This window comes from Peribacillus sp. P4_B1 (assembly GCF_056402395.1).
Genome location: NZ_JBFUHM010000035.1, coordinates 30,737 through 54,827, shown reverse-complemented (window position 1 = coordinate 54,827; position 24,091 = coordinate 30,737). Strand labels below are relative to the sequence as shown.

At 41.2% G+C, this 24,091-nt stretch carries 23 protein-coding genes, 2 tRNA genes and 1 rRNA gene; 2 read left to right on the top strand and 24 right to left on the bottom strand.

What is annotated here, in order from left to right:
- The 17 genes from AC1DVK_RS18625 to spoIIE all read right to left on the bottom strand — a co-directional run.
- Nucleotides 1–229: ribosomal RNA gene (locus AC1DVK_RS18625) — 16S ribosomal RNA — on the bottom strand; the annotation flags it as partial.
- A gap of 422 nt (nucleotides 230–651) precedes the next feature.
- Nucleotides 652–2,151, bottom strand: a complete 1,500-nt coding sequence (gene lysS / locus AC1DVK_RS18620) for a lysine--tRNA ligase (protein WP_284469083.1) — start codon at nucleotides 2,149–2,151, stop codon at nucleotides 652–654.
- A 187-nt stretch (nucleotides 2,152–2,338) separates the two neighbouring features.
- Nucleotides 2,339–3,337 (bottom strand): tRNA dihydrouridine synthase DusB, encoded by a 999-nt coding sequence (gene dusB, locus AC1DVK_RS18615; protein ID WP_410863111.1) that lies wholly within the window; start codon nucleotides 3,335–3,337, stop codon nucleotides 2,339–2,341.
- 22 nt (nucleotides 3,338–3,359) lie between these two features.
- Nucleotides 3,360–3,572, bottom strand: a complete 213-nt coding sequence (locus tag AC1DVK_RS18610) for a helix-turn-helix domain-containing protein (RefSeq protein ID WP_410863112.1) — start codon at nucleotides 3,570–3,572, stop codon at nucleotides 3,360–3,362.
- Nucleotides 3,524–4,051, bottom strand: coding sequence for a 2-amino-4-hydroxy-6-hydroxymethyldihydropteridine diphosphokinase (folK, locus tag AC1DVK_RS18605; protein ID WP_410863114.1), 528 nt, complete (start codon nucleotides 4,049–4,051; stop codon nucleotides 3,524–3,526). Before folK ends, AC1DVK_RS18610 begins: the two co-directional genes overlap by 49 nt.
- A gap of 2 nt (nucleotides 4,052–4,053) precedes the next feature.
- Nucleotides 4,054–4,413, bottom strand: a complete 360-nt coding sequence (gene folB, locus AC1DVK_RS18600; protein ID WP_410863116.1) for a dihydroneopterin aldolase — start codon at nucleotides 4,411–4,413, stop codon at nucleotides 4,054–4,056.
- 1 nt (nucleotide 4,414) lies between these two features.
- The gene (folP, locus tag AC1DVK_RS18595) at nucleotides 4,415–5,251 is read right to left on the bottom strand and encodes a dihydropteroate synthase (protein ID WP_089364288.1); all 837 of its coding nucleotides are present in this window, start codon (nucleotides 5,249–5,251) and stop codon (nucleotides 4,415–4,417) included.
- Nucleotides 5,252–5,412: 161 nt separating this feature from the next.
- On the bottom strand, nucleotides 5,413–6,339 hold the full coding sequence (gene cysK / locus AC1DVK_RS18590; RefSeq protein ID WP_061440348.1) for a cysteine synthase A: 927 nt from the start codon (nucleotides 6,337–6,339) through the stop codon (nucleotides 5,413–5,415).
- A gap of 127 nt (nucleotides 6,340–6,466) precedes the next feature.
- Nucleotides 6,467–7,363, bottom strand: a complete 897-nt coding sequence (locus tag AC1DVK_RS18585; protein WP_061440347.1) for a peptidyl-prolyl cis-trans isomerase — start codon at nucleotides 7,361–7,363, stop codon at nucleotides 6,467–6,469.
- A gap of 19 nt (nucleotides 7,364–7,382) precedes the next feature.
- On the bottom strand, nucleotides 7,383–8,264 hold the full coding sequence (gene hslO / locus AC1DVK_RS18580) for an Hsp33 family molecular chaperone HslO (protein WP_061440346.1): 882 nt from the start codon (nucleotides 8,262–8,264) through the stop codon (nucleotides 7,383–7,385).
- Between the two features lie 27 nt (nucleotides 8,265–8,291).
- Complete coding sequence (locus AC1DVK_RS18575; RefSeq protein ID WP_061440345.1) at nucleotides 8,292–9,071, bottom strand: type III pantothenate kinase; 780 nt, start codon at nucleotides 9,069–9,071, stop codon at nucleotides 8,292–8,294.
- Nucleotides 9,072–9,250: 179 nt separating this feature from the next.
- Nucleotides 9,251–11,311: an ATP-dependent zinc metalloprotease FtsH gene (gene ftsH / locus AC1DVK_RS18570; RefSeq protein WP_081108653.1), complete on the bottom strand. Its 2,061-nt coding sequence runs from the start codon at nucleotides 11,309–11,311 to the stop codon at nucleotides 9,251–9,253.
- 117 nt (nucleotides 11,312–11,428) lie between these two features.
- Nucleotides 11,429–11,968, bottom strand: a complete 540-nt coding sequence (gene hpt / locus AC1DVK_RS18565) for a hypoxanthine phosphoribosyltransferase (protein WP_089364294.1) — start codon at nucleotides 11,966–11,968, stop codon at nucleotides 11,429–11,431.
- A 32-nt stretch (nucleotides 11,969–12,000) separates the two neighbouring features.
- Complete coding sequence (gene tilS, locus AC1DVK_RS18560; RefSeq protein ID WP_410863120.1) at nucleotides 12,001–13,395, bottom strand: tRNA lysidine(34) synthetase TilS; 1,395 nt, start codon at nucleotides 13,393–13,395, stop codon at nucleotides 12,001–12,003.
- Between the two features lie 91 nt (nucleotides 13,396–13,486).
- Nucleotides 13,487–14,485, bottom strand: coding sequence for a protein kinase domain-containing protein (locus AC1DVK_RS18555; RefSeq protein ID WP_318686137.1), 999 nt, complete (start codon nucleotides 14,483–14,485; stop codon nucleotides 13,487–13,489).
- On the bottom strand, nucleotides 14,451–15,188 hold the full coding sequence (locus AC1DVK_RS18550; RefSeq protein WP_089364284.1) for a VWA domain-containing protein: 738 nt from the start codon (nucleotides 15,186–15,188) through the stop codon (nucleotides 14,451–14,453). Before AC1DVK_RS18550 ends, AC1DVK_RS18555 begins: the two co-directional genes overlap by 35 nt.
- A gap of 203 nt (nucleotides 15,189–15,391) precedes the next feature.
- Entirely contained in the window at nucleotides 15,392–17,866 is a 2,475-nt protein-coding gene (gene spoIIE, locus AC1DVK_RS18545; RefSeq protein WP_061440342.1) for a stage II sporulation protein E, read from the bottom strand.
- 327 nt (nucleotides 17,867–18,193) lie between these two features.
- Here spoIIE and AC1DVK_RS18540 point away from each other — a divergent pair.
- A tRNA-Met gene (locus tag AC1DVK_RS18540) sits at nucleotides 18,194–18,267 on the top strand.
- A gap of 20 nt (nucleotides 18,268–18,287) precedes the next feature.
- Nucleotides 18,288–18,359: transfer RNA gene (locus AC1DVK_RS18535), tRNA-Glu, on the top strand.
- Between the two features lie 197 nt (nucleotides 18,360–18,556).
- On the opposite strand, the gene AC1DVK_RS18530 is transcribed toward AC1DVK_RS18535, so the two are convergent.
- The 7 genes from AC1DVK_RS18530 to AC1DVK_RS18500 form a co-directional block, all read right to left on the bottom strand.
- Nucleotides 18,557–19,012 carry a S1 domain-containing RNA-binding protein gene (locus AC1DVK_RS18530; RefSeq protein ID WP_061440341.1) on the bottom strand — a complete coding sequence of 152 codons (456 nt, stop codon included), beginning with the start codon at nucleotides 19,010–19,012 and terminating at the stop codon, nucleotides 18,557–18,559.
- A gap of 80 nt (nucleotides 19,013–19,092) precedes the next feature.
- The gene (locus AC1DVK_RS18525) at nucleotides 19,093–19,479 is read right to left on the bottom strand and encodes an FtsB family cell division protein (protein ID WP_061440340.1); all 387 of its coding nucleotides are present in this window, start codon (nucleotides 19,477–19,479) and stop codon (nucleotides 19,093–19,095) included.
- Nucleotides 19,480–19,492: 13 nt separating this feature from the next.
- Nucleotides 19,493–20,125 carry a spore cortex biosynthesis protein YabQ gene (yabQ, locus tag AC1DVK_RS18520; RefSeq protein ID WP_284469088.1) on the bottom strand — a complete coding sequence of 211 codons (633 nt, stop codon included), beginning with the start codon at nucleotides 20,123–20,125 and terminating at the stop codon, nucleotides 19,493–19,495.
- Nucleotides 20,122–20,430, bottom strand: coding sequence for a sporulation protein YabP (gene yabP, locus AC1DVK_RS18515; protein ID WP_053348985.1), 309 nt, complete (start codon nucleotides 20,428–20,430; stop codon nucleotides 20,122–20,124). Before yabP ends, yabQ begins: the two co-directional genes overlap by 4 nt.
- Before the next feature lie 76 nt (nucleotides 20,431–20,506).
- Nucleotides 20,507–20,770: an RNA-binding S4 domain-containing protein gene (locus tag AC1DVK_RS18510; protein WP_061465928.1), complete on the bottom strand. Its 264-nt coding sequence runs from the start codon at nucleotides 20,768–20,770 to the stop codon at nucleotides 20,507–20,509.
- A 23-nt stretch (nucleotides 20,771–20,793) separates the two neighbouring features.
- Nucleotides 20,794–22,266 carry a bifunctional methyltransferase/pyrophosphohydrolase YabN gene (yabN, locus tag AC1DVK_RS18505; protein ID WP_410863124.1) on the bottom strand — a complete coding sequence of 491 codons (1,473 nt, stop codon included), beginning with the start codon at nucleotides 22,264–22,266 and terminating at the stop codon, nucleotides 20,794–20,796.
- Nucleotides 22,259–23,878 (bottom strand): putative polysaccharide biosynthesis protein, encoded by a 1,620-nt coding sequence (locus tag AC1DVK_RS18500; RefSeq protein ID WP_410863125.1) that lies wholly within the window; start codon nucleotides 23,876–23,878, stop codon nucleotides 22,259–22,261. The genes yabN and AC1DVK_RS18500 overlap by 8 nt, the downstream gene beginning before the upstream one ends.
- Nucleotides 23,879–24,091 lie beyond the last annotated feature (213 nt).

The following is a 24,091-nucleotide window of genomic DNA, read 5'->3' as shown; positions in this document are numbered from 1 at the left end:
AAGTGACAGCGTAAACCGTCTTTCCATCTTCTCTCATGCGAGAAAAGAACGTATCCGGTATTAGCTCCGGTTTCCCGAAGTTATCCCAGTCTTATAGGCAGGTTGCCCACGTGTTACTCACCCGTCCGCCGCTAATCTCAGGGAGCAAGCTCCCATCGATTCGCTCGACTTGCATGTATTAGGCACGCCGCCAGCGTTCGTCCTGAGCCAGGATCAAACTCTCCGAAGAAATGTTTGACTTGCTCATTTGCTTTTTTGATAGTGTGTGCTCACTTAAAATTTAACGTTGGCGCTTTGTTTTGTTCAGTTTTCAAAGAGCAATGTCTTTCGGAACAGCTTATTAATAATAACATTTTCATCACTCTGAGTCAACAACTTTTTAAAACTTTTTTTAAAGTTTGTAATCCGTTTGCAACTCGTTCGTAACGACAGATATAAATATAACACCATTACGGTAACTGCGCAATACCTTTTATAAAGTTTTTTTGAGATAATGTTGTTTTTCTTTCCAACCCTAGAATCCAATCAATTAAATGACATGAAATTATAATTAAAAAACAAAAACCGAATTGAACTTACCGGGATCATGAGCTACACTCCTGAATCCCAGCCGTCCGAATTCGGCCCTGCAATCATAATTACCTTATATTATTAACGGTGTCTCATTAACGGGAATAACAGCACGTCACGTATAGAAGGAGAATTGGTCAATAGCATAACCAAACGGTCAACACCAATTCCCAATCCGCCAGTTGGCGGCATTCCGTATTCTAAAGCCTCCAAGAAATCTTCATCCATTTCATGAGCCTCATCATTACCTTGCTCTCGTTCTTTTAATTGTGCTTCAAAGCGTTGACGTTGATCAATAGGGTCATTAAGTTCCGTGAAGGCATTTGCATGCTCCCTACCCACAATGAATAACTCAAAACGATCGGTAAAACGGGAATCTTCCGGGTTTTTCTTTGCTAACGGAGAGATTTCCACTGGATGTCCATAAATGAATGTAGGTTGAATTAACTTATCTTCAACCTTCTGTTCAAAGAACTCATTTACAATATGACCAAATTCCATGGATTCCTTAACTTCAATTCCGTTATCTTTAGCAAGCTGTTGGGCTTCTTCTTTACTCATTTGAGTCCAGAAGTCCACACCTGTATATTCTTTTACAGCATCAACCATGTGAAGTCTTTTCCATTCCGGTTTTAACTCTATTTCATACTCCCCATACTGAATGGTAGTCGTCCCCAGAACTTCTTGTGCTATATGGGCAATCAGGTTTTCGGTTAAACTCATGATATCTTGGTAATCAGCATATGCCTCGTATAATTCAATCAATGTGAATTCCGGATTGTGTCTTGTAGATACTCCTTCATTCCTGAAAACCCGTCCTATTTCATAAACTTTCTCTAATCCGCCAACGATTAAGCGTTTTAGATGAAGCTCGATGGCAATCCTTAAATTCAAAGACATATCCAATGCATTATGATGAGTAAGGAAAGGGCGTGCAGCAGCTCCACCAGCAACAGAGTGCAATAGAGGCGTCTCTACTTCAAGGTATCCATGATCATCAAGATATCGTCTCATGGCTTGTACAATACGACTGCGCATAATCAACGTGTTTTTACTTTCCTCATTTGTAATTAAATCAACATAACGTTTCCGATAACGCTCTTCAACATCCTTTAGACCATGAAATTTATCAGGTAATGGGCGAAGCGCTTTAGCAAGGAACACATATTCTTTAGCTTTAATGGAAAGTTCCCCGACTTTCGTTTTGAAAATTACACCAGTGACCCCTACGATATCGCCCAGATCCGTTTGGTTGAAAATTTGGTAAGCATCTTCACCTATATTATCTAAACGGACGTAGATTTGGATTTGGCCGCTAATATCCTGAATATGGGCAAATCCCGCTTTCCCTTTTCCACGCTTAGTCATTACCCGGCCAGCGATCGTAACTTCAATTTCTTTTTCTTCAAGATCTTCTTTTTCTAATTCCCCATAAGCACTAACTATCTCTTGAGTGTTATGTGTGCGCTCGAATCTGCTCCCGAATGGGTCTTGTCCATTATCAATCATGGCCTGCATTTTATCGCGTCTCACTTGCAGTTGGTCATTCAATTCTTCATGACTCACGAAAATCATCTCCATCTTTATTAATAAAAGCTTTATATAATTTATCAGAAATTCTTTTGCATACGTATTTATTCTTACATAAAGTACGAGAATTCAACAGCTTTTTATCTTAAAAACTTCTTTATGTATATATAAAAACTGCCAGGTTTAATGGCAGTTTAAGATATGCGTATTATAGGAAAACAGGAAGGCGAAGTCAACATCAGACCATTTGAATGTTCATTTCCTTCGCTTCAATCTCATCGACCATTCCATAAAGAAGGCTCACGACATCTTCCCTTGTTTCACAATCGTTAATCCCTTTACGTGCCTTGGCATTCCCTTTAACACCTTTTAGGTACCAAGAAGCATGCTTACGCATTTCACGGACAGCGACGTTTTCGTTTTTCAGTGCAATCAGACGATCCATATGAAGTACACAAACATCCATCTTTTCACGAACTGTAGGTTCATCCATCAGTTGACCCGTTTCTAAATATTTTACAGTCCGGTAAATCATCCACGGGTTACCTAGAGCTGCACGGCCAATCATGACCCCGTCAACACCCGTTTCTTTAAGCATTCTTTCCGCATCCTGCGGAGTTTCCACATCACCGTTACCTATAAGAGGGATATTAATCGATTTCTTCACTTCACGAATGATATCCCAGTTAGCTTTTCCTTCATACATTTGAACCCGGGTTCTCCCATGCATGGAAACAGCTTTACCGCCTGCGCGTTCAACAGCCTGAGCATTTTCAATCGCAAACACATGCTCTTCATCCCAGCCAATGCGCATTTTAACCGTTACCGGCTTTTCAACTGCATCAACCACCGCTGAAACCATCTCATAAATTTTGTTTGGATCGAGAAGCCACTTCGCACCAGCATCACACTTCGTGATTTTCGGAACAGGGCACCCCATGTTGATATCAATGATATCAGCATTTGTATTTTTATCTACGAATTGAGCAGCTTTGACCAAGGATTTCTTTTCACCGCCAAAGATTTGCAAGCTTAACGGCTTTTCTCTTTCATCTATATAAAGCATATTCATCGTTCTAGCATTTTGTAAAACGATTCCCTTATCACTGACCATCTCCGCACAAACAAGACCAGCACCAAATTCCTTGACGGTCAAGCGGAACGCCGAGTTACAGACTCCCGCCATCGGTGCCAGAACTACCGGATTCTTCATTTCTATATCGCCAATTTTTAACACGTTGACCTCCTATAACATGCTTTCATTTATCGTCAGGTGGCTGAAGCTCCTCAATGGAAACATGAAGAATTTCCGCCACTTCCAGTAAAAATGCCTCTGAAGGGTTGCGGTTCCCTCGTTCTATTTCTCCCAGCAAGGAAACGGAAACACCTATTTCCCTCGCAAACCCTTCCTGGGTATAACCCTTTAACTTTCGAAAAGCGCGAATACGCCTTCCCCATTTTTCACCTTCCATAATCGAACTCCTTCTTTATCCGGAATCTGTTCAAGCAAGTCGCTCAAAGGTGCATGCATGTGCGGAAGCCTAATATCAGGGTCCACTTCCATTAAAGGCACGATAACAAAAGCCCTCTCGTGCATACGAGGGTGCGGGACTGAAAGAATCTCTGTCTCAATATTTTCATGATTATATAACAAAATGTCAAGGTCTAAAGTACGGGGACCCCACCTGATTTCCCTTTTTCTCCCTAAATCGGTTTCGATTTTCATACAGGCGCGAAGTAATTCCTCTGGTTCTAAATCAGTTTTCACTTTAAGGACAGCATTTAAAAAACAGTCCTGGTCGGCATATCCTATCGGGTCTGTTTCATATAAAGAAGAGCAGGCCGCCAACTGGATATGCGGGTCCTCAGACAATAATTGGAAAGCCGTTCGGAAAGTATCAAGGCGATCCCCTAAGTTCGATCCTATAGAAAGGTAAGCAATATTTACCACAATCAGCGTCCCCTTACAATTTCTATAGCTACCGAGTCATAGTGCCCCGCTATAGGGGGATCTGGTTTATATACCTTCACGGTGCATGTCTCGATGGAAGAATATTTAGTAAGTAGTTCAGAAGCAATTTTTTCAGCAACAGCTTCCACTAACTTAAAAGGTTCTCCTTCAACAACACTTTTACACACTTCATATAACTCGCCATAGTTGATTGAGTCTTCAAGGTTGTCACTCTTCCCAGCATTGGCTAAATCAGTCTGGACGATTAAATCCACTTTAAACCGCTGACCAAGCTTCGTTTCTTCCGGAAAAACTCCATGATAACCGTAAAACTCCATTTTATTCACATATATCTTATCCATTTCATTCACCTTTTCCTAAAAGAACATCCATCATCTTTGCAGTCCGTGCCATTTCCTTCACATCATGTACGCGAACCATTTGACAGCCTTGCTGAATGCCGTGGCAGATTGTAGCGGCGGTGCCTTCCATCCGCTCACTAGGCGGCAGGTCCAGAACATGTCCAATCATGGACTTTCTTGATGTCGCAAGCAGCACAGGATAACCTAATGATACCAGCTTATCAAGATTCCTCATCATTTCCAAATTTAACTTTAAATCTTTCGCAAATCCAATGCCTGGATCGAGAATGATGTTTTCGTCCTTGACTCCCGCATCCTTTACCAACATGATGCTTTCGAATAAATCTTGAAGTACATCCCGAACAAAATGTCCATAACCCATATTATCCCTGTTATGCATCAAGATAATCGGCACCTTATATTCCGCCGCAACCTTCGCCATCAAGGAATCGGCTTTTCCTCCCCAAATATCATTTAATATATGGGCTCCTGCTTTTACTGCCTCTTCCGCAACTCTTGATTTATACGTATCGACCGATATTGGTATCTCAATATTACGGGAAATGGCCTCAATAATCGGGGCTACTCTCTCAATCTCCTCCTCATCCGATATCCTCTCATAGTTAGGACGGGTGGACTCTCCGCCTACGTCCAAAATATCCGCTCCGTCGTTGACCATCTGTTCGGCATGCTTCAAAGCAGCATCTACCCGATTATATTTCCCGCCATCCGAAAAGGAGTCCGGCGTAACATTCAAAATCCCCATAATTAAGGTTTTCTTGCTATAATCCAAATCAAATGAACCGCATGTTATTTTTGATACCTCAGCTAATGACATCCAACGTTCTCCTTCGCCTAAAAAAATCTATATATACGAGTTTACCCATTTACATAGGTATAGTGCAACCCTCCGTGAAGATTAGAAATACTTCGCAGACTTTTCTACAAAAAGAAAAGCAAAGCCCATAAGGAACTTTGCTTCTCATTTAGTATCTGGTCTCACTCAAAGTTATATAATGGTGTACTCAAGTAACGTTCACCATTACTTGGTATGATAGCAAGGACTTTTTTGCCTTTTCCCAGTTTTTCAGCCACTTTAATAGCCGCAGCAATTGCGCCTCCAGAAGAAATTCCGCCAAGAATCCCTTCCTCTTTCGCTGCTCTACGGGCGTAATCGAACGATTCTTCTGTATTGACTTGAATGATTTCGTCATAGAGATCTGTATTTAAAATACTTGGAACGAAGCCTGCACCGATTCCTTGGATTTTATGGGGCCCCGGGGTCCCACCGGATAATACAGGAGAATCCGCAGGCTCAACAGCGTAAATTTTAATGTCAGGATACTTTTCACGCAGGACTTCACCAGCACCAGTAATGGTTCCGCCAGTACCGATTCCGGCAACGAATGCATCCAGACCTTCATCACCAAAGGCTTCAACGATTTCAGGGCCAGTAGTGTTACGATGAACTTCAGGGTTGGCTTCATTCTCGAATTGCTGCGGAATAAAGTAACCTTTTTCTTTAGACAGCTCAGTTGCCTTAGCGATTGCTCCCTTCATTCCTTCTGGACCAGGTGTAAGAACTAACTCTGCCCCATAAGCGCGAAGCAAGTTACGGCGTTCCAGGCTCATTGTCTCCGGCATGACCAGGATTGATTTATAGCCTTTGGCTGCCGCTACCATCGCTAGTCCTATTCCGGTATTTCCGCTTGTAGGTTCAATGATCGTATCACCTGGCTTAAGGTTACCGTTTTTTTCTGCTGCTTCGATCATCGCAAGGGCGATACGGTCTTTTACACTACTGCCTGGGTTAAAATACTCAAGTTTCAAATAAATATCTGCACTGTTTTCATTTTGAAGCTTGTTTAACTTCACAATAGGTGTTTGTCCAATTAAATCGATTACAGAATTAGCTATACGTGCCATTTTCTCCACTCCTTATCATTTCAATACCGAGTATGTTTATTGGTTTTATTAATTAAAGTTACCAGTTTTAATAGTTCATTGTCAATGATTATATACTATATTCTAAATTTTCACACAATCCATTGACCTACTTTTGTTCTTTCAATCCATAAAACCATTCTACATTAAATTCATCCCAGAAAATCTTCCCGGAGACCGGTGCCTGAATCTGTTCAAGAGCTATTTGGCGGTGAATCTTATCTTTAACTTCTTCATATTTATACTGCTTGCCCTCTATTTTTTCATGCAGATAGATAATGGCCCAACCATCTTCCGTTTGTATTGGATCACTCCACTTTTTAGCCTTCAATTTCTCGGCAGCGGTAATGTATTCCTTGGAGACTTGCTCATTATCCTGCGATATATAACCCATGTCGCCTCCCTGATTGGCAGTGAATTCATCAAGGGATTTTTCCATCGCTAAGACATTAAAGGAGACACCTTTCTCCAGTTCACGTATGATTTGGTCCGCCTGCTTTTTTGTAGACAAGGTAATATGGGAAATATGGAAAGTAGTAGGGATTCGGTAAATATCCTTATTATTATCATAGTAATTCTGCATTGCCGTTTCGGAAACCGAAACATCCTTTGTGAGGAGCTTTTCAAGGAGTAGACTAGACTGAATTTCCTGCCTCAATTGATCCGTACTTTTATTAAGAGTCTGACCGGCAGTTCCATACATTGTTTTCATCATTTTAAGTTCCCGATCGATCTCTTCATCCGAAGTTTTCACTTTGTATTTTTCCGCTGCCTGTTTCACTACCTCTTTATCGACCATTTCCTCAAGTACATCTTCCCCATACCTTTTTTCGAGTTCATTAATCCATGCTTCCCGGGAAATATCCTTGGAACCAACCTTTGCGACTGTTTCCTGCCCAATGACGGATTTTGAAATGATCAACGGTTTTATGACAAAGATTATGATGGTCAACAGGTTCAACAATGCAAGGCCGGCAATAATCGCCCGAAGCTTTTGTTTAGGCAAAACCCTTATCCCCCGTAAATTATTTTTTGGTTTCTGCTTCTAGTTCCTCGAGATCTTCCTTCGAGAATTGGTAGGTCTGATTACAAAAATGGCATTGTGCCTCCGCTTGTCCCTCTGTCTCAATAATATCCCGGATCTCATCTTGTCCAAGGCTAATCAATGCATTGGCAATTCTTTCCCTTGAACATTGACAGGAAAATGCAACATCCATTTTCTCTAAAATATTCACATTGCCCTCACCCAAAATCTCGGTTAGGATTTCTTCAGGAGTCAGACCTTTCTGGATCATCTTAGAAACAGGAGCTATTGTGCTTAGACGACTCTCGATTTTGGAAATCGTATCATCGGATGTGCCTGGCATCAATTGAATGATAAATCCACCTGCTGCAAGTATCGAATTATCCGGATTCACCAGGACCCCCACTCCTACAGAAGAAGGCACCTGTTCGGAAGTAGCGAAGTAATAGGTGAAATCTTCACCTAATTCCCCCGATACAAGCGGTACTTGACCTGAAAAATGATCACGGAGACCAATATCTTTCACTACAGTCAACACTCCGTCTGTCCCCACCGCTTTCCTGACATCCAGCTTTCCTTGTTCATTCAAATCAAAATGGGTTTGCGGGTGGGTCACATATCCGCGGACTTCTCCCTTCGCATTGCTGTCGACCAGGATGGATCCAATCGGGCCACCACCCTCGATTTTAATCGTCAGTTTTTCTTCACCTTTTAACATTCCGCCCATCATCACACCTGCCGTCATTGCACGCCCAAGGGCAGCGGAAGCAGTAGGCCATGTATAATGACGTCGTTGAGCTTCTCCTACGGTATCAGTTGTTGAAACAGCATATGCCCGTACCTGTCCTTCATAGCCTAACGCCTTTATTAGATAATCCTTCATTTGTTATGCTCCTTCCATGCTGTATAATTACTTCTTCACTTGTTCACGATTTCGTTTATAAATCAGCTGCAATCCCTTTAAAGTTAAAAATGGCTCAACAACGTCAATCACAGTAGACTCATTAGCAATTAAGGTAGCCAGTCCGCCTGTCGCTATTACCGTTGGCTCTAGATTACTTTGCGCCTTTATTCGATTAACGATTCCTTCAACCTGTCCAACATACCCAAACAAAATACCAGCCTGCATGGCGGATACCGTATTTTTGCCAATGATTCCTTCAGGTCGGCTGATTTCTATCCTTGGAAGTTTGGCCGCTTTTGAATAAAGTGCTTCTGTAGAAATATTTATGCCCGGAGCAATGGCTCCGCCCATGTATTGTTTATCCTCATTTATGTAGCAATATGTCGTTGCCGTGCCAAAATCCACGATAATGAGAGGGCTTCCATATTCCTGAATGCCTGCAACAGCATTAACGATCCGGTCCGCTCCCACCTCACGGGGATTTTCGTATTTAATATTCAATCCAGTTTTTATTCCAGGCCCCACTATAAGCGGCTTAATGCCAAAGTATTTTTTACACATACGTTCAAGCGCAAACATAATCGGCGGAACTACCGAAGAAATAATGATTCCATCAAACTGATCAAACGAAAGACCCTCATGTTGCAGTAAAGACTTTATGACCATTCCATACTCATCTTCTGTTTTATGACGGCTAGTCTCAATTCGCCAATGATATTTTAAAATATCTTCATCGTATACGCCTAATACAGTATTCGTATTCCCAACATCCAATACAAAAATCATCGTTTCATCACTCCGGTAAATTATTCTCCAACATCATACCACACTGTTATTTCCCACGCTATTAGTCGCGCTTTTCGTAAGGTAAAAAAATCCCAGCATCTTTTTCTTACGTCCAAAGTCATTTTAAGAGTTAGAAAAGGGTATTTCCGAGGCGGAAATACCCTTTTCTTATAGTCAACTTAAGACTTTTTATTGTCATCTTCGTTCGGGAAGGAAAGCGGCTGATCTTGAGGTGTGCCTTCTTTGATTGGAGGAGTATTCAATCCTTCCTCCGTTATTTCAAGGTCCTCAGGTCCTCTCTTATCCAATGGATCTAATAGGGCCTCTTTTTCTTCCTTCTTCGTATTGATGTTCACCTTGACATTCTCATCAGTAGTTAAATTCCCATTCAAAGCGGTATAATCCCGTTCTGGCAACTTACCGTTATGGAATAAACTTTTGATTTGTTCAGCATCAAGTGTTTCCACTTCAAGCAAGGTTTTTGCAACCAAATCAAGTTTTTCACGATTTTCAGTAAGAATCGTCTTACATCTTTCGTAAGCTTCCCTGATGATGCGTTGAATTTCAAGATCAATTTCATATGCTATTGCATCTGAGTAATTTTGATCATTGTTAAAATCGCGGCCTAGGAAGACCTGACCTTGAGAATTACCGAATTGAAGAGGTCCGAGCTTACTCATACCATACTCCATAACCATGCTTCGAGCTATGCCAGTTGCACGCTGGAAGTCATTATGCGCTCCGGTACTCACTTCTCCGAATGTAACTTCTTCGGATACTCGGCCACCCAAAAGTCCTACGATTTTATCTTTCAGTTCAGGCTCCGTCATGAAGAAACGATCTTCTTTCGGCAGCATAACTGCATATCCGCCAGCTTGACCACGAGGGACAATCGTAACTTTATGAACGACTTCGGCATCATCGAGAACCAATCCAATAATGGTATGGCCAGCTTCATGCCATGCTACAATATTCCGTTCCTTTTTGGAAATGACACGATTTTTCTTAGCAGGTCCCGCAATAACGCGATCCGAAGCTTCATCCAAATCGGACATGTCGATCTTCTTCTTATCTTGACGGGCAGCGACAAGCGCCGCTTCATTCAGTAAGTTTTCAAGATCTGCACCAGAAAATCCTGGTGTACGCTGAGCGATCGCTTTCAAATCAACCGTTTCAGCTAAAGGTTTATTACGTGCATGCACTTTCAATACTTCTTCACGGCCTTTAACATCTGGGCGGCCAACCGTAATTTGACGGTCAAAACGTCCTGGACGCAATAATGCCGGATCCAATACATCAGCACGGTTAGTCGCAGCGATGATAATGATTCCTTCATTCCCACCGAAACCATCCATTTCTACAAGTAGTTGGTTCAGTGTTTGTTCACGTTCATCGTGACCGCCACCTAGACCTGCGCCACGTTGACGACCGACTGCATCAATTTCATCGATAAAGATGATACATGGTGCATTCTTCTTAGCATTTTCAAACAAATCACGAACACGGGATGCACCGACACCTACAAACATTTCAACAAAATCAGAACCACTGATCGAGAAGAAAGGAGTACCGGCTTCACCAGCTACTGCCCGTGCAAGTAAAGTTTTACCTGTACCAGGAGGCCCGACTAAAAGTACCCCTTTAGGAATACGGGCTCCAAGCTCGGCATATTTGCGAGGATCTTTTAAGAATTCAACGACCTCGACAAGTTCCTGCTTTTCTTCGTCCGCTCCGGCAACATCATTGAAGCGTACTTTTTTCTTATCATCATTATACAATTTCGCCTTACTTTTCCCGAAGTTCATGACACGGCCACCACCGCCACCTTGAGCTTGGTTAAGTAAAAAGAAGAAGAGGATAAAAATGATTACAAATGGAATGATTGAAGTGAAAAATGTCACCCAGCCACTTGTCTTTTCTGGAGGTTCAACAGTGATGATGTCTTTACCCAACTTAGTTACGGCATCATTAATTCGACTCTGCGAATATTCACTGAAAGGTACGTACGTCACAAAGTATTTGTTTTCCTCATAACCTTTGAGCTTCCCTGTGATTTCAAACACACTGCTTTCGGGCTGCATCGTTAGTGCTGTAACGTCCCCACTCTCCAAATGTTTATAGAATTCATCTTGGGTCATTTTCTCTGTTGGTTCATTGTTATTATTAAAGATGCTTACAATCCCAATGATGACCAAAAAGATCAGTAAATAAAATATGGTATTACGGAAGATCCGATTCATCCCTTACCTCCTCCCACGGGTAAACAAACTATAGTAAATACTATCATACAAAATTAATGAATTACAATAATTTAACACCGCTGTTTTTATCTGGTCTTCTCTTTCGAACAGGAACGATTAATTCGAGTAAATTTCAGGCTTCAATATGCCAATATACGGGAGATTACGATACTTTTCTGCAAAATCAAGACCATATCCGACAACAAATGCATCAGGAACGATAAATCCAGCATAGTCAGGAGTGATATCGGCTTTCCTGCCTGTTGGTTTATCCAATAGGGTAACGATTTTAATTGATTTTGCTTTTCTATAACGGAAAAGTTCCGCAAGATAGCTAAGGGTTAAGCCGCTATCGATAATATCTTCGATGATTAAAATATCCCGGCCTTCAACGGATGTATCAAGATCTTTGATGATTTTCACTTCACCGGAAGATACAGTAGAGCTACCATAGCTTGAAACATCCATAAAGTCCATTTCAAGATGTGTATCCACGCGTTTCAGTAAATCTGACATAAATGGCATGGCGCCTTTCAGCACTCCGATAGCCAGCGGGAACTTACCTTGGTAATCAGCTTCAAGCTGCGCACCCAATTCCCTGATTTTTTTTTGTAGTTCTTCCTCAGTTATTAACACTTTTTCAATGTCGTTTTGCATGGTCATAGTAATTAATTGCCCCCCATGAAGAATTAAGCTTTTTTATATTCTAAGTAGATTAAAGATTTTTCATCAGAAATTATATCCGGCTCAACATTCGATTTCTTTAAACCAGGAAGCCAAATGGCCGTTCCAGCTTGATCGATGATGACCGGCCACACATTTCTTTCTAGCATCGGGATCTTCTCATTAATAAAAATATCCTTCAACTTTTTAGTTCCACCTAATCCCTTGACTGCCATCCGTTCGCCTTCATTCCTGGTTCGGACTGTAAGCGGAAACTTCACAGCTGATTCGGGAAGTATAAAAGAATGATTTCCTTTAAGGACTGGAATTTCTTCTTTTATATAGTGCGCTTTAATCTTGTATCCATTCGGAAGAATAGTCTCACCGGGAATTTGTAATTTAAGGGAATATTTATGGCTTTTTTGCCGAAAAAATCTAAAAGTGCAAGTTTGATATGATTTTTCAGCAATAAGGCCCTCCGGAAGATGCAATTCTGCAGATGGTTGAGGATTTAAAAACAAAACTAAAAGTTGATCAATATGTAATGCCGAAAGCGATGAAGGTCTCTCCAAATAAAGATAGTTTAATATTAGTTGAATCGCTCTTCTTTGTAAAGGTTTAGGCATCGCGAGAACCTTATCAATCTGAATAACCGCTTGATCCTTATCCTGATGGATCCAAACCTCGGTCATTTTGCTTGAAACAAGGTTCTGAAAAAACTCTTCATCTTCATAAAGTTCTTCACTGAATCGTTGAAAATGCTCATGAACCTTTCTATTTTCTTTCTTTAAAAATGGAAGAACTTCATGTCTAAAGCGATTTCTTACATAGTCATCTTTTTCATTGCTCGGATCAAACCTTGGTTCAATATTATGATGGCCCGCATATTCAATAATTTGGCCTTTCGTGATTTCAAGAAATGGCCTGATCAAATGACCCGTGTGAAAACGTCTTTTTATAGGAATGCCTGCTCTTGCTTTACCTGTCGCCCCTCTTGTTAAACGCATGAGCATCGTTTCGATTTGATCATCTCCATGATGTCCCAGGACAAGAGTGGAGGCTTGATGCTTATCCATCATTTCTTCATAGAAAGCAAAGCGTGCCTTTCTTGACGTTATTTGTGAGCTTTCCCCCGTCTGTTCCATCCGGGCAGGAACATCAATCCTTCTTCCTTCAAATGCGATGCCCCACTGTTCACATATATGCTCGACATATTTATAATCTTCATATGATTCCTCACCACGAAACATATGGTCAACACTTGCAACAATCATCTCGTAATGAAAAAGTGATTGAATTTCCTTAAGGATATGGAGAAGCACCAACGAGTCCGGTCCCCCTGAAACCCCTATGAGCAACTTCGAGTTTTCCTGAATCAATTCGTTTCTATAAATGGTATTCAGAACTTTTTCCTTTAACATACAATCTTCCTTCTTTATGGACAGGTATTAGTTTATACGATTCAAACATGAAATGGTTTCAATTATTCCATGCATTCATCCATTAACTATATCATAACAACTGTTCATATATGTAAAGAACATAGAGCATCGATATTATGGCTACCAGTAAAAAGGTTTCAAAAAAGCCTCCCCTCTTATTGTTGGAATGGTTTTGGGACCTTCTGGCTTGCCTTGTTGCAGGTTGCTTTGTTGAAGGCTGCCTCGTCGCTGCCTGGCCCGGTCCCTTTTTGTTCAAATGATTTTGCTTACTTAACACAGTGACTAAATCCTCTCGCATTTGAAGGGCTGAATCATACTGCCCACGGAGTGCTTTATCCAGCATCTTTCTATATGGGTGCAATTCCTTTTTCTGTTTAATCAAGTCGTTAAGCTGTTTATACCCCTCCCCGTTCTTGTGGAAACGTTTAGGGTAGGAAGAATTGATGATAATCATCGCCACTGCGAACAAGTCATATTGCGGATCAGCCTTTCTTGATCCAAGTCCCCAGTAACCTCTGTCGAAGAACTCGGTGAATTCTTTAACAGATCGGCCAATTAAGGTGGTTCCGCCTACATCGACGCACCGCACTTTGTAGGCTGGTGAAGTCACTATCAAATTCTCAGGTTTTAAATCCCCAAACACCCAGCCATTTGTATGCAGGGCAGATAAACTGGTTAAAAGCTGAAGCATTAAGACCCCGATCCACGATGGCCCTTTCTTTTCAATGAAACGCAAAAAATCGTGTCCATGGATATATTCCATGACATAAAACGGGAGCTGCTTTCCTGCTTTGATGAAATCGTCCGCTTCCAAAAAGGAAGGTCCAAGGGTAGACCCCTGGACCTTTGAAAAGGATTTTAGGATATTCATCTCCGAAATAATGGACGTCCCATTATCACTGAGCTTTAAAGCATAATGACGATTTTCACTTTCAACCAAGTAGACGATCCCGTTCGCTCCACACCCCAATTCCTTAATTATTTTGTACTCGTTTTTATTCCATTTTCCAGTGACCAAACCGCCAGGGAGGAGGTTACATTGATTCCTCAAAGTATTGTTCATCATCATGTGATAACAATCCCCTCAATGAACGTTTTTTATTGAAATATGTTAGAGCTTCACGAATGGCTGGACCTGTCGGAGTAAGTCCCCCTGTACTAAGCTTAGGAAAAGTTGCCGTCAAGGCTTCAAGGTTCGGCGTCCAATCCAGCAACTTTTCCACATCATTTCTTTTCCCAGGAAATACGAATACTGAAAAACGGCTGTCACCCATTCTTGCATTCATACTAAGGGAAAGATCTAATAAGGAATCTTTTACAGTAGGCAATTTATGTTTCATGCTTGCACTGGTATCAACAAGTATCAGTACTTCGAGCTTGCTTGTTTCCCCAAGCTCATCGACCACCTCCATTACCTCTCCACGTTTTTCCGGCGGAAGATCCTCCATCGTTCTTGAATCTCCCAGTATTTGTTGAAGTTCACGATTGATAACTCCCTGTATAGTTTGGGTCATCGCCTTTTGGGTCACCATTTGGACGGTTTGGGACAACTGCTGGGCATAGACTATTTGACTTACGCCACCTCCTGAACCAGCAATTTTCTCGATTTCCTTAAGTCCCTTTTCATCTATCACATCATTCTCCATTACACCTATTACATTGATGGTTATGCCTTGCTCCCTTGCTAATTCAGCCATGGCAGAGGGCTCCTCACCATGATTTGAACATCCGTCGGTTATAAGCAAAATCTGCCTTAATGTTCCTGCTTTCATGTTTTGCTCTCCCTTCCTTTCAATCTGTTACCATAATTGACTAAAAAGGGGGAAATTATACGCCAAAGGCTTACGCAATCAATTCACATTCATGGAGTGGATTCATTAAATTTTTCTAAAGTCCATCTTTTTACCTTTTACCCGTCTACCAACACACCACCTCGTTTTTAGTTTTATTTATTATATATATATATGAACGGCCCCTACTGGGCCTTTTTACGTTTTGGAGAAACGGGAATGGATGCCCATTTCGGTGTATTATGTTTAATTTTGGACGTTACCACTGTCATATCATCATCTATTATCCCTTTTGTTCGGATGACCTCTTCCAATATTAAATCCGAAATTTCCTGCGGATCTTCTGTCTCCATTTCCTTGATCTTTCGTTTAAGCCAGAACTCGATATTTTCGACATGGGAGGGACCATCGAACACTCCATCGCTCATCATGATTAATATATCCCCTGCCTTCAGCTCTTCTGATACAACATCAACATCGAAATCCTGGATGATTCCCATAGGCAGGTTACTCGACTCAATTTTTATTATCCTATCACCCCTTTTAATGAAACTCGGTATCGAACAGATTTTTAGAAACTTAGCCTTTGCGTCCTGAAGATCTATCATTGCCAAATCAAGAGTTGAAAATATTTCATCGGTAGTGCGTAGAGATAATACGGAGTTTACGGATTTAATGGCTATTTTTTCTTCTATTCCCGATTGTAAAAATTTTTGAAGCAGCTTTAATGTCTCTGTACTTTCAAAATGGGCCCTTTCCCCATTTCCCATACCATCACTAATGGCTATTGCGAATTTACCGCAACCAATTTCCATGGTCGTATAACTATCTCCTGAAACAAGCCCTCCCCCCTTGGCAGCATGAGCTACACCCGTTTCGACCGTGAATTTTTTTGCTGACCTAAATATCACCTCACATTGCCCGTTTGGATATGTTGCACACTCTTCTGAATGAACGACTATCGTTTCCCCTAGAATGTCCGAAAGCATAGGGGCTATCAACTTTTCACATTCCCCTCTGCCCTGGCAGTATGGGACACTCATTTCTATATCAACATTTCCTTGTTCTAGACTGTATATTTCAACATGGCCTATATGGAGGCCAAAATCCTGGATGGCCTCCATGATGGATTCTTCATGTACATGATGATTTTTCCTTTCCCTTTGAATTTCTTTCGCAAAATCATCCATTACTGCAGAAACGCCCCTCAGCTGATCCGCAACTAGTTTCCGGCTTTCTTTCACCTGCCTTTTTAACTTTTGGTTTGCTTCAAAATAAGTAAGCTCCTGTGATATCGCCCCAATGACCTGTGGTCCGCGGCTGCAATATTTCCCCCATTCTTTCGAAGTCTTTTGAGGGAGCTGTCCATCATTTTCACTTAATTGAATCATAATTTCCTGCATACCGTCATAGGTTGTATTGAAGTTCTTGGACCAGCATTGTTCCTTTTTAAAACAGAGCTGGCACGTCTTTTCCGTTACATTACTCAAGAAGTAATCGAATTCTTTCTCATCTTCCTCCAATCTCCCCCTTTCATCCACTTGGGAAAAGCTATTTGAAAGCGCCTCAAATACATGTGAGAATTGCTCCACCCTTTGAGCCGTAACATCCCTCACTTTCCGGGCATACTGCTGCTGTTCATCAGAATTCTCGACTGTTCCCGGTATGTGTTTCGCTATTTTGTTGATTATGGATGACGGTGTTAATATAAATAAAGCCACAGCTACAAGTGATTCATAAAGGGTCACCATAATATTATTGGTGCCCTCACCATATAAACCTATCAGTAACGTAGCAATTAAGAGGCCTACGGCGACCCCTATCTTCCTTCCCTCCTTCAACAACCCGCCCAGAAGTCCGGAAAAAGCGAGAAGGCTCATTTGATAAAGACTGGCAATGCTTGCCAAGCTGAATATCAATCCAGTAACTACACCTACAGTGGAGCCTATGGCGGCCCCTCCCGCCAGCCCAAAGAGGAGGACCAGGTATCGTGAGAATATATGGTCGAGTGATAAATCGTATATCATCCAGCCTATGGTTCCAGTCATTACCGAAGCCAGTAAGATGATGAGGCTTACGATTTCCTCCGTCTTTAATGATTGGGACTTTGTCCGTATGGTTAGCAGCGGGATGGACTGTATGAAGATTAAGGTTAAAATCATGGCGAGTCCCGCTTCCACTCCTATCATCATTAAGTCGTACAGCTGAATCGTTCGAAATACCAGATATTGTTCGGCCAGGTTGACCAGGAATAGTGAAGCAAAGACGTACATCGACATCGTTTTGAATTGCCCTTCAACGGCGGGCTTCTTGATCTTATGAAATAACAGAAGCAGGAACGCCGATGCAAAGATGACCAAACTATTGGAATAATGAACGGTGAGCCCGCCTGCAATCAATCCGAATAAAGCTAGTGGAGCCCTGTCACGCCTCATGAGAAAAACTGCTGCAAAAAACGGAAGTCCAAATGGTGCCAACTGAGAAAGAATTAATGCCCGTCCTAATAAAAAACCGATAATGGCTAAAGAGATACCTTTCTTTATGAATATATCTTCCGTCTTCGTTTGCAGTTGTTGGATCCAGTTGATGGCCCCTGCCTTCGCTTCTTTTAACTGAACATCTCCAAGAGGTTCCATCATAGGTCTTTCCACTTTTTCCATTTCAACACCCCATTCATATTAGTGATTTTAATTATAAAGAGGGCTTGTTTATTTTTTTGTCAGAATTTTATAAGAGGATAAGAAAAACGTTCGACGAAATTCTTCTTGAACAATCATTTGTATACAGGTTTTTGTACCTTTTTTTTCAATACAGAAACAGGCGTTCTTTTTTTTTTGAAGAAAAGCAAAGTTTTTAGGTTATTTTTGCGGAAAATAACACGAATAAATAATAAGGAAATGGAAACCGACAAACTTTATTTTTTTTGTTGACATTTTTCCTTCACGAATGTAAGATATAACTTGTGCTTCAGTAGCACTTACCATTATGGCGGCGTAGCTCAGCTGGCTAGAGCGTACGGTTCATACCCGTGAGGTCGGGGGTTCGATCCCCTCTGCCGCTATCTTTTTCTATTAAAATCACGGCCCGTTGGTCAAGCGGTTAAGACACCGCCCTTTCACGGCGGTAACACGGGTTCGAATCCCGTACGGGTCATCATATACACCGAAAGCGCCTTGTACACTTATCCGAATAAGTGTACAGAGGCGCTTTTTATTGTCGTTTGAAGGTTTTATTACCATAAGTAAAGCCTTATATAATTAAAAGAAGACAAGCCAGCAAGCTTGCCTTTATCTACACTATGAATAATTTCACAGGAAAATTAGCTAAACTATTACTTTCAGCAGCAGTTTTTATCCGCGTCTTCCTCCTCGACCTCCCCGTTTCGTTTCGGTGCTACGTTTAAGGGTCGTTAAGCGGTCTTCACTATCTTTTAAGAATTTAGCCATTTTTTGCTCAAAGTTTTCCTTGGGTTGGAAACTGTTACCTTTCGAGCGGAAGTCTTTGGAACGGCTGTCATTCCCTCTTCCTTGGCGCGGACGTGGTGTGTATGCAGGTTTTTGCTCAGCTTCAGGACGGTCTATCGCTTTTTTTATGGACAAGCCAATCTTGCCATCTTTCACATTGATGACTTTCACCTCGACTGTATCGCCCACTTTTAAATGATCATTAATATCTTTGACATAGTTATCAGCCACTTCACTGATATGGACAAGACCGGTTGAACCTTGAGGGAGCTCTACAAATGCACCAAAATTAGTTATGCCTGTTACTTTACCTTGTAACTTGCTGCCTACTTCGATTGACATAAAAAAAATGTTCCTCCTTAGAAATGTTAAAAAATCTCTTCACTCTATATTATAACGAAAGTAAAAAAACAGTGTCAATATTAGTCACTATCTTCCTTCCCTTTTGGAAGGGTAAAAATGATTTCACCTTTTTCAGATAAGAAATAATCCCGTCTGGCTATTTTCGCTATATAGTCATCGTCATTAAGCTTTACGATTTCTTCTTTAAGAAGGGTCTCGTCCTTTTCTAATTTAGCTAACTTACCCTTCAATTCTTTCTTCTGTTGAATTTTCTCATCAAGTGCAACATTTTGCGTTAGAAGGGTGGGAACAGCCAAAATCAAAAAGACAGCGGCGAAAACTGAGTAAAGTGTCAATCTACGCATTAGACCACGCTTCTTTTTTTCTACTGTTTGTACTTTTTTCTCTTGTTGAGCGACGTAGGGATTTTCTATTTTTGCCACTTTCCTTTTACCAAGGCTACTCATGTATTATCGCTCCTCATTTCTTTTTAGTTCTCCATCTATTTAGCGTTCTATTTATAGAATTCTTTATTTTCAATAAAATCCCTTTTCCTTTATTATAAAACTTCCCGACGTTTTTCGTAACAAAAACCGGCAATAAATTCCATATATAGGTCAGAATCCATTTTAATGGCCTCCAGAAAATATTTAAAATAAAGAGAAGTATTTTCCCCGCCCATTTTAGTAATGCTAAAACGAACTTACCTATCCCGATAATAATGGCTATTACAGATACTATTAACCATTTTATCGGAAGAAATATCAGCATTTGAACCGCATCAGTTATAAATCTCGCCAACTTTATCACCAGTATTATCAAAAGCTCTAAAAAACGTTGATAGAACCCTTTGAAAAGTGCTTGATAAGCTGAAAAACCGCATAATAAGGCCAAAAATAAATAGAGGCGAAATTCTCCCTCATTCACTAAAAACAAAACATAAAAAATAAGGAGACCCTGAATGATCCAGAAAAGGAAATCATGGATGAATACAATCCACCTTTTCCTTTCTGAACGCTTCAGGAACCGGCTATACGTATCCAGGGCAGCCCCAAAGGCACTGCCCATGCCTATCATCGCAAGCAACGTATAAAATTGGGTCGTTAAGGTCATTTGAACAATTTGCCAAAGAAGCCTTTAGCCTTCTCCCCTGATTGCTCATCTAAATAAACGAGGTCGAAAATCTTTCCCTTAATGGAAACGATGCCTTTATCAACGTCTAAATTCTTCATTTGCAAGTTTTGGCCTCGGATAGATAAGAATCCCATTGATGTTTCTAGCAAAAACTCTTCATTATCAAAGCTTTCCACTTGTTTGACACCGGTAATATCAAGTAAACGGCGGCCTTTCATCGTTACATCATGCTCTTGGATCGTTCCCTTTGTGTAACCAGCATTCGGATCAATATATTGGCTCATTTTTTCATCCCTCACAGTACCACTGATTTTGTACAAGTGTATGTCCGTAAGAAGGGAATTAGAACCAAGCCTGTCCTTACTCCTCTGCTAGCTTCTCTTCCTTTATGATGGAATACATATCTGCAGCCGCTTCTTTTTTCGTCGTTTCTTGAATTTTATCGACTCGCACAGTAACCAGCTTTTGACCGAATCGTACAGTTAATTCATCACCATCTTTAACACTCGAACTTGCTTTTGCCTGTTGTCCGTTAATCGTGATTCTCCCTTTATCCGCAACTTCCTTCGCAAGTGTGCGGCGTTTGATCAACCTTGAAACTTTTAGGAATTTATCCAATCTCATCGACATTCAAATCTCTCCCTTAATTAAAGTCCTTTAGCTTTTGCCTCATCCCAATATGAATCCAGTTCTTCTAATGTATAATCCTCAAACTTTTTGTCTGCCCTTTGAATGCTCTCTTCTATATATGTAAAACGCTGGTGAAATTTCTGGTTTGCTTTGTAGACGGCTTCTTCTGCTTGTATGTCATAATATCGTGAAATGTTGACAAGCGCAAAAAAGAGGTCGCCCAGCTCTGATTTAATTCTTTCGACATCCCGATTCGGGCTTAATATTTCCTCTTCTAATTCCTGCACTTCTTCTATAACCTTTTTCCACGCTTCGGAAACCTCATCCCAATCAAATCCAACCTTCGCAGCCCTTTTTTGGTACTCTTCTGCCCGAATTAAGTTTGGCAGCGATTTCTCAATACCATCCAGAATGGAAATTGAAGCCTTTGTTTCGCTCCCTTTCTCATCTTCTTTGATTTTCTGCCAGTTCACTAATACATCTTCCTCGCCATTCACCTCAACATCCCCGAACACATGAGGGTGGCGCCGAATCATTTTTGCAGTAATGCCTTCAATCACATCATCCACCGTGAACATTCCCTCATCTTCGCCGATTTGAGAATGAAGCATCACCTGAAGGAGTACATCCCCAAGTTCACCAACCATGCCCTCATCGTCCTCTTCATCTATGGAATCAATAAGCTCGTATGCCTCTTCTATTAAATATTTCTTCAAGCTTTCATGAGTCTGTTTCTTATCCCAAGGGCATCCGCCAGGACCTCTAAGTTCTGCAATGACCTGCCGCAATTTAGAAAACTCCCGATACCGTAACGCTTCTTCTCTAACAGGCGGGACATAAACACTCGTCAAGTTACTTAACTCCATCTGACGGTCGAGTTCGAACAGTGCGCACTTTGTCACTTTTTCCTGACTGCTGCCTGCCGCTGTGACGATATATACCTCGTAGTCATCCGGAAGCTTTTCCATTAAAGTCAACTTCACATTGGACGCGCTGAAAGCATCATACACCTGCCCGATTATCATGTGCTGGGTAATGTGCAAATCATCCGGAGAAAGATCTGTACCATCCAAAAGCTGGAACCCTTCAATCGGATCGATCTGAACAGCCTGAAACAAGGGATCAAGAAAACTTTGACCGCCTTCTAGCTTAATGGCTATTCCAAGAGACGGACCCTCTTCGAGCAAAAGCTGAACCGTTTTTTCCGCAACCATTGGATGCCCCGGAACCGCGTAAAGAACGGAACGGCTTGAAGCCTCCTGTAATAGTGTTTCAGCAATCTCTTCATATACCGCTTCAAATTGGTCGTGCTTTTCATATATCTCGTCAAATGCCGTGAAATTGATGCCTTCCCTTTTCAAATCCCCGATTACAGGATGATCTATCGTTCTGACGAAGCATTGTTCAGTTTGTGTCAATTTTTTATAAATCCCTAGCGGAAGCTGATCTAAATCTCCTGCACCAAGGCCTATTATCGTAATCTCATTCATCTCGTATACTCCTATTCGTTATTATAAATCGTTTAAGCTTTGATCCAGCAGGTATAAGTGAAAGTTCTTCTTCACCAAATAAACCTGCACGAATGGCGGTCATCACAAAAACGGCTGCACCGATCCCTACACCGATCAGTGCTTGGATCGTAGCTAACATTCGGCTCTCACCTGAAAACATCAATTGGAATAAGGCATTGAATAAAAGAACCGCCGTACCCATGTAAACCGTACTCTTCAAAATTATTAACAGGTACTTCCTTTCAATTAATGTCTTTTTAATATGTACTCTCAATACCGTATAAAATAATGCAGTCATGATCATAAATGCAAGTACGGTTGCCGAGGCTGCTCCCGCGGTTTTGTAATGGGGCACAAGAACAAGGTTCAAAGCCCACTTGCTACCCACCCCTATAATCGTAATGATCACCGGCACAAACGAGTAACCTAAACTTTGAAGCACTGCCGCTTCTGCCATTATGATGGATGTGAATAAAATCGATAAGGAGAAAATTGCTAAAGTAATTGTTCCTTTGGCATCCGTGAACAGCATTTGATTGACCGGCTTAATCGTTACTAACAGTCCAATCGCAGCAGCAAGTCCAATTGTCGTACTTACACGCAGCGCCAATTTAATCTTATTGAGTAATTCTTGTTCACTTTTCTTCTTAACAAATCCAGATATTACAGGTACAAGCGCCAATGCAAAAGAATTAGCCACGACTGTCCCTAGCTGAAGCAATGGCTGTCCACGGTCATATACCCCTTTCCATTCTTTAGCTTCCTTTTCCCCCATCCCCGTATCCCTTAGTAGCGAATACAGGTGCAGTGAATCAACAAACTGAAACAAGATAAGGATCAAGCCAGTTATGCAAAATGCCAACCCTTGAAAAACCAGGACTTTGGAAATCTTGATGAAATTTACCGGTTTGATATTCATTCGTAAAAAAAGCTTCCATTCTTCTTTTAAAATTACGAAAACAATAAGCAGTACCAGGCCAGTTATGCCGCCAGTAATCGAACCGAAAACCGCCCCCTTACCGACCACATAATGAGAGTAGCCCTGATTCACGAATATTGTGGAAAGCACCAGTATCGTCAATACACGGATACATTGTTCAGCGACCTGCGAACTCGCCGTAGGTATCATGTCGTTTATTCCTTGAAAATACCCTCTTAATACGGATGAAATCGGCATTAATAAATAGGAATAGGCAGTGATTCTTAGCAGACTGGCTAAATTCGGATCCTTCATCCATCCGGCAATCCAATCTGCGCCAAGAAACAGTGCAGCAAACATCATGATTCCTATCGAACTTAAGACGACGAATGAGGTGACTAAAATGTCCTTGACCGCAAAATCATTTTTTGAGGACTCCCGCTCTGCGATCAATTTGGATATGACAACAGGGAAGCCAAGTGTTGATAATGTAAAAGCAACACCGTAGAAGGGATATACCTGCTGATAGATATAAAACCCGATGTCGCCTGCTATGTTCTGATAAGGTATGCGATATGCCGCGCTCAAAACTTTAACGATAATAGCTGCTACGCTCAGGATCAGCGCACCTCGAAAAAGTTCATTTGAAGTTTTATTAGGCTTTTCAGCCATTCTTTTTCCCCTTTTCACTCATATGTGGTAGTTATTATAGCATAATTCAAGTGGTTAATTTTCATTTGTAACCATACTGTTAATTAATTCCCATATTCACCTCGAGAAAATACTCCTCCTTTTTATTGTCCTCCCCAATCCGTTTAATAAAGAGCAAAAAGGGCAGCGATTGCTGCCCTTTCCACATCTAAAAATATAATGGCATGTCCAAAC

Coding starts and splice junctions, on each gene's coding strand:
- lysS (WP_284469083.1), bottom strand. CDS start 2,151: ATGGAGATGATTTTCGTGAGTCATGAAGAATTGAATGACCAACTGCAA.
- AC1DVK_RS18610 (WP_410863112.1), bottom strand. CDS start 3,572: ATGGAAGGTGAAAAATGGGGAAGGCGTATTCGCGCTTTTCGAAAGTTA.
- folB (WP_410863116.1), bottom strand. CDS start 4,413: ATGGATAAGATATATGTGAATAAAATGGAGTTTTACGGTTATCATGGA.
- folP (WP_089364288.1), bottom strand. CDS start 5,251: ATGTCATTAGCTGAGGTATCAAAAATAACATGCGGTTCATTTGATTTG.
- cysK (WP_061440348.1), bottom strand. CDS start 6,339: ATGGCACGTATAGCTAATTCTGTAATCGATTTAATTGGACAAACACCT.
- hslO (WP_061440346.1), bottom strand. CDS start 8,264: ATGAAGGATTATCTAATAAAGGCGTTAGGCTATGAAGGACAGGTACGG.
- AC1DVK_RS18575 (WP_061440345.1), bottom strand. CDS start 9,071: ATGATTTTTGTATTGGATGTTGGGAATACGAATACTGTATTAGGCGTA.
- ftsH (WP_081108653.1), bottom strand. CDS start 11,311: ATGAATCGGATCTTCCGTAATACCATATTTTATTTACTGATCTTTTTG.
- hpt (WP_089364294.1), bottom strand. CDS start 11,968: ATGCAAAACGACATTGAAAAAGTGTTAATAACTGAGGAAGAACTACAA.
- tilS (WP_410863120.1), bottom strand. CDS start 13,395: ATGTTAAAGGAAAAAGTTCTGAATACCATTTATAGAAACGAATTGATT.
- AC1DVK_RS18555 (WP_318686137.1), bottom strand. CDS start 14,485: ATGATGATGAACAATACTTTGAGGAATCAATGTAACCTCCTCCCTGGC.
- AC1DVK_RS18550 (WP_089364284.1), bottom strand. CDS start 15,188: ATGAAAGCAGGAACATTAAGGCAGATTTTGCTTATAACCGACGGATGT.
- spoIIE (WP_061440342.1), bottom strand. CDS start 17,866: ATGGAAAAAGTGGAAAGACCTATGATGGAACCTCTTGGAGATGTTCAG.
- AC1DVK_RS18530 (WP_061440341.1), bottom strand. CDS start 19,012: ATGTCAATCGAAGTAGGCAGCAAGTTACAAGGTAAAGTAACAGGCATA.
- AC1DVK_RS18525 (WP_061440340.1), bottom strand. CDS start 19,479: ATGAGTAGCCTTGGTAAAAGGAAAGTGGCAAAAATAGAAAATCCCTAC.
- yabQ (WP_284469088.1), bottom strand. CDS start 20,125: ATGACCTTAACGACCCAATTTTATACGTTGCTTGCGATGATAGGCATG.
- yabP (WP_053348985.1), bottom strand. CDS start 20,430: ATGAGCCAATATATTGATCCGAATGCTGGTTACACAAAGGGAACGATC.
- AC1DVK_RS18510 (WP_061465928.1), bottom strand. CDS start 20,770: ATGAGATTGGATAAATTCCTAAAAGTTTCAAGGTTGATCAAACGCCGC.
- yabN (WP_410863124.1), bottom strand. CDS start 22,266: ATGAATGAGATTACGATAATAGGCCTTGGTGCAGGAGATTTAGATCAG.
- AC1DVK_RS18500 (WP_410863125.1), bottom strand. CDS start 23,878: ATGGCTGAAAAGCCTAATAAAACTTCAAATGAACTTTTTCGAGGTGCG.